The sequence below is a fragment of the Mesorhizobium sp. ES1-3 genome (assembly GCF_020164795.1).
GTDB lineage: Bacteria > Pseudomonadota > Alphaproteobacteria > Rhizobiales > Rhizobiaceae > Mesorhizobium.
Window position 1 is genome coordinate 130,633 of the sequence record NZ_JAIUGW010000001.1, and the last position, 15,193, is coordinate 145,825.

Annotated in this window: 15 protein-coding genes and 1 riboswitch; of the genes, 9 read left to right on the forward strand and 6 right to left on the reverse strand. The window is 64.5% G+C overall.

Going from position 1 to position 15,193, the window contains the following annotated elements; translation table 11 throughout:
- Nucleotides 1-1,035 carry a Gfo/Idh/MocA family protein gene (locus tag LB536_RS00630; protein WP_224589717.1) on the forward strand — a complete coding sequence of 345 codons (1,035 nt, stop codon included), beginning with the start codon at nucleotides 1-3 and terminating at the stop codon, nucleotides 1,033-1,035.
- Entirely contained in the window at nucleotides 1,032-2,933 is a 1,902-nt protein-coding gene (locus LB536_RS00635; protein WP_224589718.1) for a hypothetical protein, read from the forward strand. Before LB536_RS00630 ends, LB536_RS00635 begins: the two co-directional genes overlap by 4 nt.
- Here LB536_RS00635 and LB536_RS00640 read toward each other — a convergent pair.
- Nucleotides 2,881-3,594, reverse strand: a complete 714-nt coding sequence (locus LB536_RS00640) for a transcriptional regulator NanR (protein WP_027145252.1) — start codon at nucleotides 3,592-3,594, stop codon at nucleotides 2,881-2,883. The genes LB536_RS00635 and LB536_RS00640 overlap by 53 nt on opposite strands.
- Before the next feature lie 189 nt (nucleotides 3,595-3,783).
- Here LB536_RS00640 and oiaX point away from each other — a divergent pair, with 189 nt between their 5' ends.
- Nucleotides 3,784-5,034 (forward strand): 3-oxo-isoapionate-4-phosphate decarboxylase OiaX, encoded by a 1,251-nt coding sequence (gene oiaX / locus LB536_RS00645; RefSeq protein WP_224589719.1) that lies wholly within the window; start codon nucleotides 3,784-3,786, stop codon nucleotides 5,032-5,034.
- Nucleotides 5,035-5,042: 8 nt separating this feature from the next.
- Entirely contained in the window at nucleotides 5,043-6,365 is a 1,323-nt protein-coding gene (locus LB536_RS00650; RefSeq protein WP_224590067.1) for a four-carbon acid sugar kinase family protein, read from the forward strand.
- 58 nt (nucleotides 6,366-6,423) lie between these two features.
- Here the strand turns inward: LB536_RS00650 and LB536_RS00655 are convergent, their stop codons facing one another.
- A complete protein-coding gene (locus LB536_RS00655) occupies nucleotides 6,424-6,963 on the reverse strand; it encodes an Lrp/AsnC family transcriptional regulator (protein ID WP_224589720.1) in 540 nt (179 codons plus the stop codon).
- Between the two features lie 48 nt (nucleotides 6,964-7,011).
- Between LB536_RS00655 and LB536_RS00660 the strand changes: the two genes are divergently transcribed.
- The 4 genes from LB536_RS00660 to dhaL all read left to right on the forward strand — a co-directional run bounded on the left by LB536_RS00660 (nucleotide 7,012) and on the right by dhaL (nucleotide 10,811).
- Nucleotides 7,012-8,187: an MFS transporter gene (locus tag LB536_RS00660; protein WP_140757674.1), complete on the forward strand. Its 1,176-nt coding sequence runs from the start codon at nucleotides 7,012-7,014 to the stop codon at nucleotides 8,185-8,187.
- A 101-nt stretch (nucleotides 8,188-8,288) separates the two neighbouring features.
- Nucleotides 8,289-8,433: riboswitch (FMN riboswitch) on the forward strand.
- A gap of 77 nt (nucleotides 8,434-8,510) precedes the next feature.
- Nucleotides 8,511-8,984, forward strand: coding sequence for a 6,7-dimethyl-8-ribityllumazine synthase (locus LB536_RS00665; RefSeq protein WP_224589721.1), 474 nt, complete (start codon nucleotides 8,511-8,513; stop codon nucleotides 8,982-8,984).
- 173 nt (nucleotides 8,985-9,157) lie between these two features.
- On the forward strand, nucleotides 9,158-10,165 hold the full coding sequence (locus LB536_RS00670; protein WP_224589722.1) for a dihydroxyacetone kinase subunit DhaK: 1,008 nt from the start codon (nucleotides 9,158-9,160) through the stop codon (nucleotides 10,163-10,165).
- Between the two features lie 10 nt (nucleotides 10,166-10,175).
- Nucleotides 10,176-10,811 (forward strand): dihydroxyacetone kinase subunit DhaL, encoded by a 636-nt coding sequence (dhaL, locus tag LB536_RS00675; RefSeq protein WP_224589723.1) that lies wholly within the window; start codon nucleotides 10,176-10,178, stop codon nucleotides 10,809-10,811.
- Here the strand turns inward: dhaL and LB536_RS00680 are convergent.
- From LB536_RS00680 to LB536_RS00690, 3 genes are read right to left on the reverse strand one after another with little or no spacing between them, the layout of a single operon-like run.
- Nucleotides 10,808-11,248 (reverse strand): RpiB/LacA/LacB family sugar-phosphate isomerase, encoded by a 441-nt coding sequence (locus LB536_RS00680; protein ID WP_224589724.1) that lies wholly within the window; start codon nucleotides 11,246-11,248, stop codon nucleotides 10,808-10,810. The two genes, dhaL and LB536_RS00680, sit on opposite strands and share 4 nt — an antisense overlap.
- 26 nt (nucleotides 11,249-11,274) lie before the next feature.
- Complete coding sequence (locus LB536_RS00685; RefSeq protein WP_224589725.1) at nucleotides 11,275-12,033, reverse strand: triose-phosphate isomerase; 759 nt, start codon at nucleotides 12,031-12,033, stop codon at nucleotides 11,275-11,277.
- An 18-nt stretch (nucleotides 12,034-12,051) separates the two neighbouring features.
- Complete coding sequence (locus LB536_RS00690; protein WP_224589726.1) at nucleotides 12,052-12,822, reverse strand: DeoR/GlpR family DNA-binding transcription regulator; 771 nt, start codon at nucleotides 12,820-12,822, stop codon at nucleotides 12,052-12,054.
- A gap of 272 nt (nucleotides 12,823-13,094) precedes the next feature.
- On the opposite strand from LB536_RS00690, the gene fba reads away from it, so the two are divergent.
- A complete protein-coding gene (gene fba / locus LB536_RS00695; RefSeq protein ID WP_224589727.1) occupies nucleotides 13,095-14,159 on the forward strand; it encodes a class II fructose-bisphosphate aldolase in 1,065 nt (354 codons plus the stop codon).
- 55 nt (nucleotides 14,160-14,214) lie between these two features.
- On the opposite strand, the gene LB536_RS00700 is transcribed toward fba, so the two are convergent.
- On the reverse strand, nucleotides 14,215-15,156 hold the full coding sequence (locus LB536_RS00700; protein WP_224590068.1) for a sugar phosphate isomerase/epimerase family protein: 942 nt from the start codon (nucleotides 15,154-15,156) through the stop codon (nucleotides 14,215-14,217).
- Between the last annotated feature and the right edge of the window lie 37 nt (nucleotides 15,157-15,193).

Here is a 15,193-nt window from a genome sequence, read left to right on the forward strand (position 1 = left end):
ATGGCGAGCTTGAGTGGAGCGCTGATCGGCTGCGGCTTCTTCGCCGTCAACCAGATGCATGCCTGGCGCGACATCGGAGGCGCCTCGATCGTCGCCATCTGCGACCGCGATGCCGAGCGACTGCGGATCGTCGGCGACCAGTTCGGCGTGGCGCGGCGCTACACGGACGCAGCGGCGATGTTCGCCGCGGAGAAACTCGACTTCGTTGACGTCGCCACCACGGTCGGCAGCCATCGTGCGCTGGTCGAGATGGCTGCCGCGCATGGCGTTCCCGTCATCTGCCAGAAACCATTCGCGCCGACGCTTGGCGATGCCAAGGCGATGGTGAAGGCCTGCGAAACCGCCGGCGTGCCGCTGATGGTGCATGAGAACTTTCGTTGGCAGTCGCCGATCCAGGCGGTGCGCGCGGTGCTCGACAGCGGCGAGATCGGCACGCCCTTCTTCGGCCGTATCTCTTTCCGCTCCGGCTATGACGTGTTTTCCGGCCAGCCCTATCTGGCGACGGGCAAGCGCTTCATCATCGAGGATCTCGGCATTCATATCCTCGACATCGCCCGCTTCCTGCTCGGCGATGTGTCGAGCCTGACCGCGAGGACAACGCGTATCAATCTCGCCATCGCCGGCGAGGACGTCGCGACAATGCTCATGGACCATGTCGGCGGCGCCACCTCGGTGGTCGATTGCAGCTACGCGACGAAGCTTGCCGTGGAGCCGTTCCCGGAAACGCTCATCGAACTCGACGGCAGCGACGGCACGATCCGGCTGGCGCAAAGCTACAGGCTGACCGTCACCGGCAAGAGCGGAACCAGAGTGAGCGATGTCTCTCCGCCGCTGCTGCCCTGGGCCTCGCGGCCTTGGCACAACATCCAGGAAAGCGTTGCCGCCATCCAGCAGCACTGGATCGACTGCCTTGCATCAGGCCAGGAACCGGCGACCTCGGGCGCGGATAATCTCAAGACATTTGCCCTGGTCGAGGCCGCCTATGCGAGTGCCGCGAGCCGCGAGCCGGTGCAGATCGACGCCTTGCTGAGATGACATCAGACGCTTTCCAGCTCTATGGCACGCACGCGGTCGAGCCCAAGCCGGTCACGCTGCGCGCGGGCGCATTGAGCGCGGAAATGGTCAACGGCAATCTGCGCACCATCCGACATGGCAGCACCGAAGTGCTGCGCGCCATCGCCTATATCGTGCGCGACCGCGACTGGGGCACCTATGAGCCTGACCTGACGAACCTGACCATCGACCAGGAGGACGACCGTTTCTCCGTCAGCTACGCGGCAAGCTGCCTCGGCCCAGACGGCAGCCGGCTCGTCTTCCACGCCACGATCGAAGGCTCCGCCGACGGCAGGCTGGTCTTCGATGTGACAGCATTGCCGCAGAGCAATTTCGAAACCAACCGCTGCGGCTTCTGCATCCTGCATCCGATCGCTGGCCTCGCCGGCAGCCCGGTGACGGTCGAGCATACCGACGGCAGGGCGGTCGAGACGGAACTGCCCGATCTGATCGACCCTTGGCAGCCTTTCAAGGATTTGCGCGCCATCACGCATCGCGTGCGACCCGGTGTTGTCGCGCAATGCCGTATGGAAGGCGACACATTCGAGATGGAAGACCAGCGCAACTGGTCTGACGCCTCCTACAAGACCTATGTGCGGCCGCTGGCGCTGCCCTGGCCCTATGTGCTGCCGGCCAGACAACCCCTGCGCCAGACGATCAGCCTGCAAATCACCGGCGATGCCAACGTGCATGCCTCGGCAGCGCCGGCCGGACCGGTCCGCGTCGAACTCGGCAAGGCCGGCTCGAAGCTGCCTGACATCGGCATCGTGATCTATCCCGAGGATGTCGAGGCGGCGTTTGCCGACCTGCCGATGCTGGGAAGGCTTGGTCCCCGGCAGCTGCTTTTCCACTTCGATCCGACGCGCGGCCACGGCCTCGAGGCGCTGCGCGCCCATGCCCGCCTCGCCGCCGCCTATTCCGTTTCGACAACGCTGGAATGCGTGGTCGCCTGCACCGGCGATCTCGACGCCGAACTTTCCGATGTCGCCGATATGGTACGCCGGGCGGGTCTGGGGCTCGACGCCATCGCGGTATCGCCCGCGGTCGACCGGCAGTCGACGCCGCCGGGCAGCGCCTGGCCGGCATGTCCGCCGCTCGAGGACGTCTACGCCGCGGCGCGCCGCGCCTTTCCCGGCCTCCGTCTCGGCGGCGGTATGTTCAGCTATTTCACCGAGCTCAACCGCAAGCGCGTTCCGGCCGACCAGCTCGATTTCATCACCCACTGCACCTGTCCGATCGTGCATGCCGCCGACGATCTCAGCGTCATGCAGTCGCTGGAGGCGCTGCCCTTCATCACCCGGTCCACCCGGGCGATCTTCGGGACAAAGCCGTACCGGATCGGGCCATCGACGATCGCCATGCGCCAGAACCCCTATGGCGGCGCGACCAAGGACAATCCGCAGGGACAGCGCATCGCCATGGCGAACCGCGATCCCCGCCATGCCGCACAGTTCGCAGCCGCATGGACGATCGGCTATGCCGCGCGCGTCGCGCCGGCGGGACTGGAGATGCTGACACTGTCCAGCTTCAGCGGGCCGTTCGGCGTGGTCGCGGAATCGGGCGAACCCGTCGCGCAAGGAACGTCGCGGCCGATCTTCCGGGCCATCGAAGGGCTTTGTGAGTTGGCCGGGCTAACCCATGTTTCCGCCACGACGAGCGACGAGACGCGGGTTCTGGCGCTGGCCGGCCGCTCCGCCTCAGGGGAAACCATCGTCTGGCTGGCGAACCTGACGGCCAACGACGTCCCGGTCGACGCTTCCGCGCTTGGCCAGGGCGATCTCGTAATGTCGCCCTATGCGATTACCAGGATTGGTTTGGCAAACAGCCTTACTTCTCGGAATTCATCACATAGAGCGCACGCGAGCGCTCGAGGTGCTTGATCATCGCCTTCTCGGCGCCGTCGGCATCCCCGTGCTCGATGCGGTCGATGATCTCCTCGTGCTCGGTCAACGTGTATTTTTCCTTGCCGGTCCAGATCAGCATTTCAGTGTGGTATTCCTTCAGCCAGCCCAGCGTGGCTTCGCTGACGGCGACATAGATCGGGTTGCCTGAAATGGATGCGATCTGGGTATGGAACTTCATGTCGGCGGAGATGAAGGCTTCGGAATCGCCGCGCGCGGCGCGCTGTTCGGCCACGGTCGCCTTCAGCAATTGCACATCCTCCGATGTGGCTTTTTCCGCGGCTTCCCTGACCATGCCGCGCTCGAAGAAGATGCGCGCGGTCTTCAGGTGCTCCAGCGTGTCCCTGGACGAGGACAGGATGATCTTGGCCGCGCCGTCGACCTGCTTGATGATCGACTTGGCGGTCAGTTGCAGCACCTTGGCACGCTCGCCATGCGAGATGGCCACGAGCCCCATATTGCTCAGCGCTTGCATGGCCTCGCGGATCGCCGGCCGGCCGACCTCGAAGCGCTCCATCAACTCGCGCTCGGACGGCATGTCGTCGCCCGGCTGCAGTTCGCCGCTGGTGATCAGCCGCTTCAGTCTTGCAAAGACTTCGTCGGAAAGTTTGCGCCGGACGATCGGCTCCGAACGGTTCATCGTGACGAATCACTCCCTGGCCCGGTTCCTGTTTAGCATTCCCGGCAGGATTACCGGAATGCCCGCGCCTGGAGCGGGTCGCTCCAATGCCGAGGCTCGGATATTTCTTGCAATACTTATGTACTCATTATACCAGATTTCCTGCGCGACGAAACTTTTTTCGAACCCTTTTCGAGCGGCCGGCCGACCATGATCACGCTTACCTATCGCATCGAAACCTCTGGCAGCATCGAGGCGCTGGCGGCCAAGATCGCCAGTGACCAGTCGACCGGGACCTTCGTCGCGCTGCCGGGCGAGACCGAGGAACTGAAGGCGCGCGTGGCGGCGCGCGTGCTGGCGATCCGGCACCTGCCCGATGCCGCGCAACCGTCTCTCCCGGGATCCGGCAACGGGCCCTTCAGGCGCGCCGACGTCGACATCGCCTTTCCGTTCGACGCCATCGGCACCGACCTGTCGGCGCTGATGACCATCGCCATCGGCGGCACCTATTCGATCAGGGGCCTGTCCGGCATCCGCGTCATCGACATGAAGCTGCCGGAACAATACCGGGGAGCCCATCCGGGCCCGCAGTTCGGCTTGGCCGGCAGCCGCGGGCTGACTGGGGTCGAGGGTCGCCCGATCATCGGCACGATCGTCAAGCCGGCGCTGGGGCTCAGGCCGCATGAGACGGCCGAAATGGTGGGCGAACTGATCGAGGCCGGCGTCGATTTCATCAAGGACGACGAGAAGCTGATGAGCCCTGCCTATTCGCCGCTCGCGGAACGGGTGAAGGCGATCATGCCGCTGATCCTCGACCACGAGCAGAAGACCGGCAAGAAGGTGATGTACGCCTTCGGCATCTCGCATGCCGATCCAGACGAGATGATGCGCAACCATGATCTCGTGCTCGAAGCCGGCGGCAACTGCGCTGTGGTCAACATCAACTCCATCGGCTTCGGCGGCATGGCTTATCTGAGGAAGCGCTCCGGGCTGGTGCTGCATGCGCACCGCAATGGCTGGGATGTCCTCACACGCCATCCCGGCCTCGGCATGGATTTCAAGGTTTGGCAGCAATTCTGGCGGCTGCTCGGCGTCGACCAGTTCCAGATCAACGGCATCGGCTCGAAATACTGGGAGCCGGACGATTCTTTCATCCGTTCCTTCGAGGCTGTGACGACGCCGCTGTTTTCACCAGACGATTGCGCGCTGCCCGTGGCCTGTTCCGGCCAGTGGGGCGGCCAGGCGCCCGAAACCTATGAGCGCACCGGCCGCACGGTCGACCTTCTCTACCTCTGCGGCGGCGGCGTCGTCAGCCATCCGGACGGGCCCGGCGCCGGCGTACGGGCCGTGCTGCAAGCCTGGCAAGCCGCCGTCGAGGGCATTGCCCTGGCGGACTATGCCCGCGATCACATCGAACTGGCCCGATCGATCGAAAAGTTCGGCGACGGCAAGGCAGCATGAGCATGGCCGTGCAAAACCTGCTCCTCAGTTACTACGGCGACGATCTTACCGGCTCGACCGACGTCATGGAGGCGCTCGAACTCGGCGGCGTGCCGACCGTGCTGTTCATGCGCCGGCCCGACCCTTCCTTGCTGGCACGGTTTTCGCATTGCCGCGCGGTCGGGTTGGCGGGCACCAGCCGAAGCGAAACGCCGCAATGGATGGAGGAAAACCTGACGCCGGCCTTCGAATGGCTGAAAGGCCTCGGGGCGGCTGTCTGCCACTACAAGATCTGTTCGACTTTCGATTCCAGCCCGGCAGTCGGCAGCATCGGCCGCGCCACCGAGATCGGCAGGCGCATCTTCGGCGGGGCAAGCGTACCGATGGTGGTCGGGGCGCCGCAACTCAAGCGCTACACCGCCTTCGGCCATCTCTTCGCGGCATTCCGTGGCGCGTATTTCCGCATCGACCGGCACCCGGTGATGAGCAGGCATCCGGTGACGCCGATGGACGAGGCCGACCTGCTCGTTCACCTTTCGCGCCAGACCAGCCTCGGTTCCGGCCTGGTCGACCTGGCGACCCTGCAGGCTCCCGATCTCGCGCGAACGGTCGACCAAATCCTGCAGGACAAGGACATCGTCCTGTTCGATGTCGATAGCCCCCAGACGCAGAAACGGGTCGGCGAACAGCTCTGGCGCATTCACGAGAAAGGCCATGGTTTCGTCGTCGGATCTTCCGGCGCCGAATATGCCTTGCTTGCCGAGTGGGCCGCCAAAGGCATCGTGTCGGGGCATGCGGCATTTGCACCGCCCGGTCCGGTGGATCGGCTCGCCGTGGTGTCGGGCAGCGTCTCCCCGACCACGGAAAAACAGATTCGCCACGCGCTTGCCCGCGGGTTCGACGGCGTCGAGATGGATGCAATGCGACTGGTCCGCGAAGGCGCCGGCGAAGCGATCGAGCAGGCGGTCGCGGCCGGGCTGGCGAGCCTGGCCAAGGGCCGCAGCGTCATCCTCTACACCGCGCTTGGTCCACAGGCCGATCGCGGCGCCGAGATCGACCGCATAGACGGCGCCCGGAACACGCTCGGGCGGGCGCTGGGGACCATCCTGCGCCGTCTGATCGCCGAGCAGAAACTCGAGCGCGCGGTGATCGCCGGTGGCGACACGTCCAGCCACGCGCTCGGACAATTGGCCATCGACGCGCTGACCGTGCGCATGCCGTTGCCGCAATCGCCGGGGTCGCCGCTCTGCGTCGCCCATGGCAGCGGTGCGATCGATGGCCTGGAGATCGCACTGAAAGGCGGCCAGGTCGGCACCGACGCCTATTTCGAGACGATCCGGCTGGGGAGCTAGACCGTCTCTCGGCGCGATTCCAGATGGAAACCCGCTGCACATTTTTCCTGGAATTGCTTCAGTACAGCGGCTTGCCCATGTGCTTCGGCGTCGGCCACTGCGCGGTGATGCCGGGCTGCACCGGCCGTTCGAGGTAGGTCGCCAGAACCACGTAGCTGCGTGTCGAGGTGACGCCGGGTGTCTCGTAGAGACGCAACAGCAGTCCTTCGAGCGCCTTGGTGTCCTCGGTACGCACCTTGAGCAACACGCATGTATCGCCGGCGACGGTGTGGATCTCCTCGACTTCGGGATATTCCGAGATCGCCATCAGTTCCGGGGTCTTGCCCCAGCCACTGGTGTCGATGTGAACGAAGGCGAGCAGCGGCTTTCTCACCGCGTTGGGATCGATGATGGCGGCGGTGCTGCGGATGGCGCCGCTGCGCCGAAGCCGCTTGACGCGTTCATGCGCGGCCGGCGGCGACAGGCCGACGCGATCGCCGAGCTCGGCATAGCTGACCGTCGCGTCGTCGACCAGAACGCCTAATATCTTTCGGTCGGTCGCGTCGACATCCCGGGCCGCCGGCCTGTTCCGCTGAATGCCATCTGTTTCTTCATCCATATCGACATTCCCAATTGTCACGGAATTTAATACGGCCATTATGATGAAATGTCGAACAACGATCAAGCTACGGCCTTGGGAGCGGACACCAGGCCGCCCATCCCGGCCCTTGCCTATCTGCTGACCGGATGCATCGCCGTGATCGGCTCGAATTCGCTGGTGCTGGGCCCGATCGCTCCGGCGGTGGCCGTATCGTTCGCGACCAGCGTTCCGATGGTGATGATGGCGGCGGCGGCCTTCGGCCTCGGCACATCGGCGAGCGCCCTGTTCCTGGCACGCCATATCGACCGGGTCGGCGCGCGCCGGATGCTGCAGGCGGCCTTGCTGTTGCTGGCATTGGCCTTGGTCGCCAGCGCGGCTTCGCCGACAGTGAGCGCGCTGGTTGCCGCGCAGCTTGTCGCCGGCATTGCCGCCGGCGTCGCCATGCCGGCGATCTACGCCAGTGCCGCGGCCATCGCTCCGCCCGGGCGCGAAAGCGGCACGATCGGCGTGGTGCTGACCGGATGGACGCTCAGCATGGTGGCCGGCGTTTCCCTGTCGGCGGTGCTTGCCGATCTCGTGCACTGGCGCGCCGTCTTCGCGGCCGTGGCGCTGCTTGCTGCTCTCGCTTGGGCGGGACTGACAATGACCTCGCTCAGCGACGCCAGAAAAGCCGGGCCTGCGCCAGCCCCGCTGGAGGCGCTGAGCACGCCTGGCATCATCCCGCTGCTGGTCGCCTGTGCGGCATTCATGACCGCCTTCTACGGCGTCTATGGCTACCTCGGCGACCACCTTCATGTCGGCCTGGGAGAGCCGGTCAGCGCCAACGGGCTTGCCGCGCTTGCCTATGGGGTGGGGTTCGGCGCGGCGGCGCTCTTCGACGGCATCATCGATCGCCTGGGCGCCGGACGCGTCATGCCTTTCGCCTATCTTCTCGTCGCCATCGTCTATGTAGCGATTGCCGCGACCAGCGACAGCTACGGTCTCACCCTCGCCATGGTAGCGGCCTGGGGGCTTGCCAATCATTTCGGGCTGAACGTGCTGGTGATGCGCCTGTCGGCGCTCGATCCGTCACGACGGGGCACGATCATGGGCCTGAACAGCGCGGTGACCTACCTCGCGGTGTTCGTCGGCACCACCGGCTTCGGGCCGCTCTATTCCGGCTTCGGCTTTGCCACATGTGCGATGGTCGCGGCGGTGCTGATGCTGGTTGCCGCATCGGCTGCAGCATGGCGCACTCGGTAGAGACAGCCTCGCATCGCGTTGCTCCAGTCGACGGAATGTGGTTGGCCACCGGCCGCTGGCGCGGTTGACAGCGGCACCCCTACCCTTCCATACAGAGCCGTTAATGTTCTCAGGGCGGGGTGAAAGTCCCCACCGGCGGTAACGGTTTCGGCCGAAGCCCGCGAGCGCTTTCCGGCATCGGAAAGGTCAGCAGATCCGGTGTGATTCCGGAGCCGACGGTTAGAGTCCGGATGAAAGAGAACGAAACGGAAAACGGACCGCCCCGGCGGGCCGGATTTCGTATCGTGCGTCCTGATTCTGGTTCGAAACGGAAGGATGGACCCATGAATCAGCATTCCCACAAAGACTTTGAAACGATCCGTGTCGCCGTCATCAGGGCGCGCTGGCATGCCGACATCGTCGACCAGTGCGTGCAAGCTTTTGGGGCGGAACTGGCCGAGATCGGCAGGGGACGCTTTGCCGTCGATGTCTTCGACGTGCCCGGCGCCTATGAAATTCCGCTGCACGCCAAGACGCTCGCCGGGACGGGCCGCTATGCCGCGATCCTCGGCACGGCGTTCGTCGTCAATGGCGGCATCTACCGGCACGACTTCGTCGCCGGCGCCGTCATCGACGGCATGATGAACGTGCAGCTTTCAACCGGCGTGCCGGTCCTTTCGGCGGTGCTCACGCCGCACAATTTTCACGACAGCGCCGAGCATCACCGCTTCTTCTTCGAGCACTTCACGGTCAAGGGCAAAGAGGCGGCCAAGGCGTGCGTGGAGATTCTCGCCGCGCGGGAAAAGATCGCGGCCTGAAGTACCGAAGCCGGGTGGAAATCCCGATGACAGCCGGTAGTATCGGATGCACGTCGCCGAAAAGCGCGCAGCGGTTTTGGGATAAGGACGTGCATAGAAAAAGACCTGGAAACGCGTCGCGTTAATTCAGCGCGACGCGTTTCCAGGAACATGCCGAGTTCAGGAGGATGCTGGTGCAGACCAAGAAGATCATCAATGACGGCAACCGCGCCGTCGACGAAATGCTCGAAGGGATACTGGCCGCGCATCCTCGCCATCTCGCAAGCGTGGACGGCAGCCCGCGCTCGATCATCGCCCGCGACGGACCACGGCCCGGCAAGGTCGGGCTGGTGATCGGCGGCGGCTCCGGCCACGAGCCCACCTTTCTCGGCTTTGTCGGCAAGGGGCTGGCGGACGCAGCGGCCATCGGCAACGTCTTTGCCTCGCCACCACCGGATCCGATCCTGGAATGCGCCAAGGCAGTCAGCGGCGGCGCCGGTGTCCTGTTCATGTACGGCAACTATGCCGGCGACGTTATGAATTTCGACATGGCGGCCGAGATGGCCGGCATGGACGACATCGAGGTGCGCACCGTGCTCACCACCGACGACGTCGCCTCGGCACCGCTCGACCAGCGGCAGAAGCGCCGGGGTGTCGCCGGCAATTTCTTCATCTTCAAGGCGGCCGGTGCCGCCTGCGATCTCATGCTCTCCCTCGACGAATGCGAACGCGTCGCGCGCAAGGCAAACGACCGCACCTTCACCATGGGCGTGGCGCTGTCGCCCTGCTCGCTGCCGCAGACGCGGCGGCCGAATTTCGAGATCGGCGCCGACGAGATGGAGATCGGCATGGGCATCCATGGCGAACCCGGCATTGCGCGCGGCAAGCTCGGAACCGCCGATCAGATCACCGACGAGATGCTCGACAAGATTTTCGCCGAGATGGCGCCGAAGCGCGGCGACAAGGTCGCGGTGCTGGTCAATTCGCTGGGATCGACGCCGCTGATGGAGCTCTACATCATGAACCGCCGGGTCAAGCAGAGATTGGACGCAATCGGCGTTTCCATTCATGCGACCTGGGTCGGCAATTATTGCACGTCGCTGGAAATGGCCGGCGCTTCGGTGACGCTGTTTCATCTCGACGAAGAATTGCAGGCGATGCTCGACCACCCCTGCGACTGCGCCATGTTCCGTGCCGGCTGAGGAGCGCTCCATGACGATCGGTGTCTCCGACCTGAAGAGAATGTTCGACGCGATCGCGATCGCGATCGAGGCAGACAGGGACCGGCTTTGCCAGCTCGACGGCGTCATCGGCGACGCCGACCACGGCATTGCGATGGCGCTCGGATTCAACGCCGTGCGCGATGCGCTGGCATCGCTCGACCTTACGGCGACCGAACCGACCACGCTCCTCAACACGGCGGCGAAATCGTTTCTCAATGCCGTCGGCGCGTCCTGCGGCCCGCTCTATGCCACGGCCTTCATGCGCGCCGGCGCCGCCGTCAAGGGCAAGGCGACGCTGGCGGATGCCGAATTCATCACGCTGCTGCAGGCGATGGCGCAAGGCATCAAGGATCGCGGCAAGGCAGAGATCGGCGAAAAGACGATGGTCGATGCCTGGCAACCGGCGGCGGAAGCGGCTGGCGCTGCAAATGCGGCCGGCAAGCCTTTGCCGGAAAGCCTTGGGGCAGCCCTTGCCGCCGCCGAGCGCGGCGCGGAAGCGACAAAGGACATGATCGCCGCGAAAGGCCGTTCGTCACGGCTTGGCGAGCGTTCGCTTGGCCACATGGATCCGGGCGCTGCATCGGCCGTCACCGTCATCGGCGCTATGCGCGACAGTCTCGCTTAGCTCTTCGCCGCGTCGAGCTTGTTGATCGCCTGGACGTTGCCGGCCGATGGCCCCTTTTCGTCGAACTCCGAGGCCAGCCACGTATCGACGATGGCCTTGGCCAGTTCCGGACCGATGACGCGGGCGCCCATGGTGATGATCTGGGCGTTGTTGGATTTCGCCGCGCGCTCGGCCGAATAGGTGTCGTGGGTGAGCGCCGCGCGGATGCCCGGCACCTTGTTGGCCGAGATCGAGACGCCGATGCCGGTGCCGCAGAACAGGATGCCGCGGTCGTTCTCGCCTTCGACGATCGTCTGGGCAAGTTTCTGCGACAGGTCCGCATAGAAGCCGGCCTGGCTGAGGTCGCTGACGGTGAGGCCGGGCTTGGTCGCCAGATGCGCGGCGATGACGTCGAGCAGCGGCTTGCCGGCGCTGTCGGCTCCGATGGCTATTTTCATTTCTTGTCCTTTCCAGTTCGATTGGTTCAGATTGCCGCCGAGGCGCGGCGCAGGATGTCGATGTAGCCTTCGGCCTGCCAGGCGGAGCGGCCGATGAATAGGCCGTCAATGTTGGGCTGGCCGATCAGTTCCGCGGCATTGCCAGGGTTGACGCTGCCGCCATAGAGCACCGGCGGCACGGACGGGAGCAGACCGCCGGCGATCTTCTTGATCAGCGCCTGCTGCTTGTCGGCATAGTCGGAGCTGGCCGGAATGCCCTTGTCGCCGATCGCCCATACCGGCTCGTAGGCGAACAGGATTTCTGCTCGCCTCGCCTCGTCTTCGAGGAATTGCAATGCACCCTCGACCTGGCTGGTCAGCACCGCATCGGCCTTGCCGCTTTCGCGCTCGGCCAGCGTCTCGCCGACGCAGATCAGCGGTATCAGTCCATGCCTGACCGCTGCCGCCGTCTTCAGCCCGACCGTGCGATCGGTCTCGCCGAAATGCTCGCGCCGCTCGCTGTGGCCGAGTTCGACCAGGTCGAGGCCGCAATCGCTCAGCATGACCGGCGAGATCTCGCCGGTCCAGGCTCCGGCATCGGCCCAATGCATGTTCTGCGCACCGACCTTGACGCGCGTTGCCGACAGCGCCTGCCTGACCTCGCGCACCGCCGTGAAGGGCGGGATGACGAAAGGCTGGATCCGATCGTCGAAACCCGGCACGAAGCCGGCCAGCGCCCCGGCAAAATCAAGCGCCTCGGCGAGCGTCTTGTTCATCTTCCAGCTTGTACCGACCCAGTAAACCACGCGTACTCTCCTTGACCCTCAATCCTTGTCGGCGACGACCGTCAGCGAAACCCCGGCCGCATCCAGCGTCGCGCGCATCCCGAGCTCCGGCTCGCGCCCGGTGAAGACGGCGTCGAATGCCTTGAGATCGGTCAGGAAATGCAGCGCGCTGCGGCCAAACTTGCCGTGATCGACCAGCAGGTATTTGCGTGTCGCCGCGGCCATCATCAGCCGCTTGGCCTGCACCACTTCCTGGTCCTGATGGAAGGCGGCCGCGCCATGGATGGCGGATGAGGACAGGAAGGCGACGTCGGCGCGCAGCGATCTCAGCGAAGCCTCCGCGAGCAGGCCGAAGAAGCCATGGAATTTCTTCGAGTACTGGCCGCCAAGCGCGATCAGGTTGATGCCTCCGGCACCGGCCAGATCCTGGATGACGGCGAGGTTGTTGGTGATCACCGTCAGCGGCCTGAGATCGGTGAGATGACGCGCGATGCCGCCCGCCGTCGAACCGTCGTCGATGACGACCGTCTGGCCAGGCTCGATCATGGCCACGGCCGCAGCCGCAAGGCGCTGTTTTTCCCCGATCGCCTGCTTCTGCCGGTAGCGGAAATCGCTTTCGAAGAGGCTGCTCGGCTGGATCGACGCGCCGCCGCGCACCTTGCGCAGGAAGCCGCTCTCCTCGAGTTCGTCGAGGTCGCGGTGCACGGTCATCCTGGAGACGCCAAAACGCGAAGCGAGGTCGTCGACGCTTGCCGCGCCGGCGTCCACCAGGAAATCCATGATGCCTTGCCGCCTGTTGTCGCTCTTCATTGCCACAGACCTGCCAACGCAGAAGCCTGGCTCCTTGATCGAACCCAGATATAACAGATATCACCGCAAAAGTATCATAATTTTTGTGATAATGAGACATTTCCGTGGGATATTTCGCCGGCTTTTATCGCGACGCTGTAACAAGAATTGCGGCCGGTACCCTCTGTCACGGTTGCGGTTGCGCGGAATTCCGGCCAGAAGCATCGGTGGGCTGAACGATGCGCGGACAGCCAGCAACCACAGGTTTGAAACCAGATACGGGAGACTAATCGTTGGCTCGCATCACACTGAGACAATTGCTCGATCACGCCGCCGAATACGGCTATGGCGTGCCGGCCTTCAACATGAACAACATGGAACAAGGCCTCGCCATCATGGAGGCCGCGGAGGAGACCAAGTCGCCGGTCATCCTGCAGGCAAGCCGCGGTGCGCGCGCCTACGCCAATGACGTGGTGCTGGCCAAGCTGATCGACGCGCTGGTCGAAATCCACCCCGACATCCCGGTCTGCATGCATCTCGACCACGGCAACAACGAAGCCACCTGCGTCACCGCCATCCAACACGGCTTCACCTCGGTGATGATGGACGGCTCGCTCAAGGAGGACGGCAAGTCGCCGGCCGACTATGCCTATAATTCCGGCATCACACGGCGCGTCGCCGACATGGCGCATTGGGGCGGCGTCTCGGTGGAAGGCGAGATCGGCGTTCTGGGTTCGCTGGAGAGCGGCGGCGGTGAGCAGGAAGACGGCCATGGCGTCGAAGGCGCGATCAGCCACGACCAGCTCTTGACCGATCCGGTGCAGGCCGAACAGTTCGTGCGCGACACCCATGTCGATGCGCTGGCGGTGGCCATGGGCACCAGCCACGGCGCCTATAAATTCTCGCGCAAGCCCGACGGCGCGGTGCTGGCGATGAACGTCATCGAGGAGATCCACCGCCGCCTGCCGAACATGCATCTGGTGATGCACGGCTCGTCTTCGGTGCCGGAGGATTTGCAGGAGATCATTAACAAATATGGCGGCCAGATGAAGCCGACCTGGGGCGTGCCGGTGGAGGAGATCCAGCGCGGCATCAAGCATGGCGTGCGCAAGATCAACATCGACACCGACAACCGCATGGCGCTGACCGGCGCGATCCGCAAGGTGCTGACCGAAAACCCCAGCGAGTTCGATCCGCGCAAATACCTGACCCCGGCGATGGCCGCCATGCGCAAGCTCTGCAAGGAGCGCTTCGAGCAATTCGGTACCGCCGGCAATGCGCCGAAGATCAGGCCGCTGCCGGTCTCGGAAATGGCCAAGCGCTACAAGTCGGGCAGCCTCAATCCGAAATTCGCCTGAGTTCGCTCCCCGTTGCATTTCATGGACAGGAGCCGCATCGGCTCCTGTCCGATTTCTATCCGGCTTTCGGCAGCAGGCCAGGCCTGCCGGTCTCGATGAAGGGCGCCCAGTAGTCGACCGACTCGCGGATCATGGCGACCACCTGATGGTCGACCGGCTCGCGCTCGCGGAACGATAGTTCGAGGCAGATCTCGTTGTCGGTGCCGCCGCCTCGCCGCACCGTCTCCAGCAGCTTCTCAGGCGTGATGCGGCCGTCCTTGTTGTGGGCTGCGGTGAACGGCCAGTGGCCGCCCTTGTTCATCGACGACTGCTTGATGTGGATGATCGGTGACTTCAGGGGGAAGGCCTCGGCCCAGGCATAGGGATCGATGTCGGCCGGGTTGGAGGAAGTCACGTCGCCATGGTCGATGTCGACCATCATCTCCAGCGGAATGGCCATGCCGGCAGCATCGATCGCATTCTGGAGCATCCGGCAATTCTCGATCGTATGGCCGAACTCGCGACCGACCGACATCGGCTCCCAGAACAGGTAGGTCAAGCCTGCCGCCCGGGCGTGTTCGGCGACCTCTCGCCAGCAATCCAGCGCGATGTCTAACAGCCGCGCGCGGCGGTCGGGGTCGTCATAGTCGCGATGCGTGAAGATGGCGAACTGCGTGCCCATGCCGCCAGCGCCAAGCTCGGACGAGATATCGGCGAAGGTCTTGAACCAGTCGACGTAGTAACGGCGCACATCGGCATCGGGGTGGCCGAAATGGTTGAGCCGACCATAGGGGCCGGTCATGCCGGAGGTGACACGCACGCCGGTGCGATCCAAGGCATTACGGAACAGGCGGATGAATTTGACGATCGTCGCCGCCGGCCAGCCCGGATTGACGAATTCATGCGTGAGCTGAATATCCCTGATGCCGATGTCGTAGGCGATGGTGTCGATCACATCGTCCGGCTCCGCGAAGCGGTTGACCAGCGGATTGGTGTTGAGGGAGAGCGTGAAGGCCAAGGTCGCGATCCCTTCAACGCCGTCGCCGAGCATGGGC

Excerpts from the sequence above, each read along its gene's own strand:
- LB536_RS00630 (WP_224589717.1), top strand. The coding sequence starts at position 1 with ATGGCGAGCTTGAGTGGAGCGCTGATCGGCTGCGGCTTCTTCGCCGTC.
- LB536_RS00635 (WP_224589718.1), top strand. The coding sequence starts at position 1,032 with ATGACATCAGACGCTTTCCAGCTCTATGGCACGCACGCGGTCGAGCCC.
- LB536_RS00640 (WP_027145252.1), bottom strand. The coding sequence starts at position 3,594 with ATGAACCGTTCGGAGCCGATCGTCCGGCGCAAACTTTCCGACGAAGTC.
- oiaX (WP_224589719.1), top strand. The coding sequence starts at position 3,784 with ATGATCACGCTTACCTATCGCATCGAAACCTCTGGCAGCATCGAGGCG.
- LB536_RS00655 (WP_224589720.1), bottom strand. The coding sequence starts at position 6,963 with ATGGATGAAGAAACAGATGGCATTCAGCGGAACAGGCCGGCGGCCCGG.
- LB536_RS00660 (WP_140757674.1), top strand. The coding sequence starts at position 7,012 with ATGTCGAACAACGATCAAGCTACGGCCTTGGGAGCGGACACCAGGCCG.
- LB536_RS00665 (WP_224589721.1), top strand. The coding sequence starts at position 8,511 with ATGAATCAGCATTCCCACAAAGACTTTGAAACGATCCGTGTCGCCGTC.
- dhaL (WP_224589723.1), top strand. The coding sequence starts at position 10,176 with ATGACGATCGGTGTCTCCGACCTGAAGAGAATGTTCGACGCGATCGCG.
- LB536_RS00680 (WP_224589724.1), bottom strand. The coding sequence starts at position 11,248 with ATGAAAATAGCCATCGGAGCCGACAGCGCCGGCAAGCCGCTGCTCGAC.
- LB536_RS00690 (WP_224589726.1), bottom strand. The coding sequence starts at position 12,822 with ATGAAGAGCGACAACAGGCGGCAAGGCATCATGGATTTCCTGGTGGAC.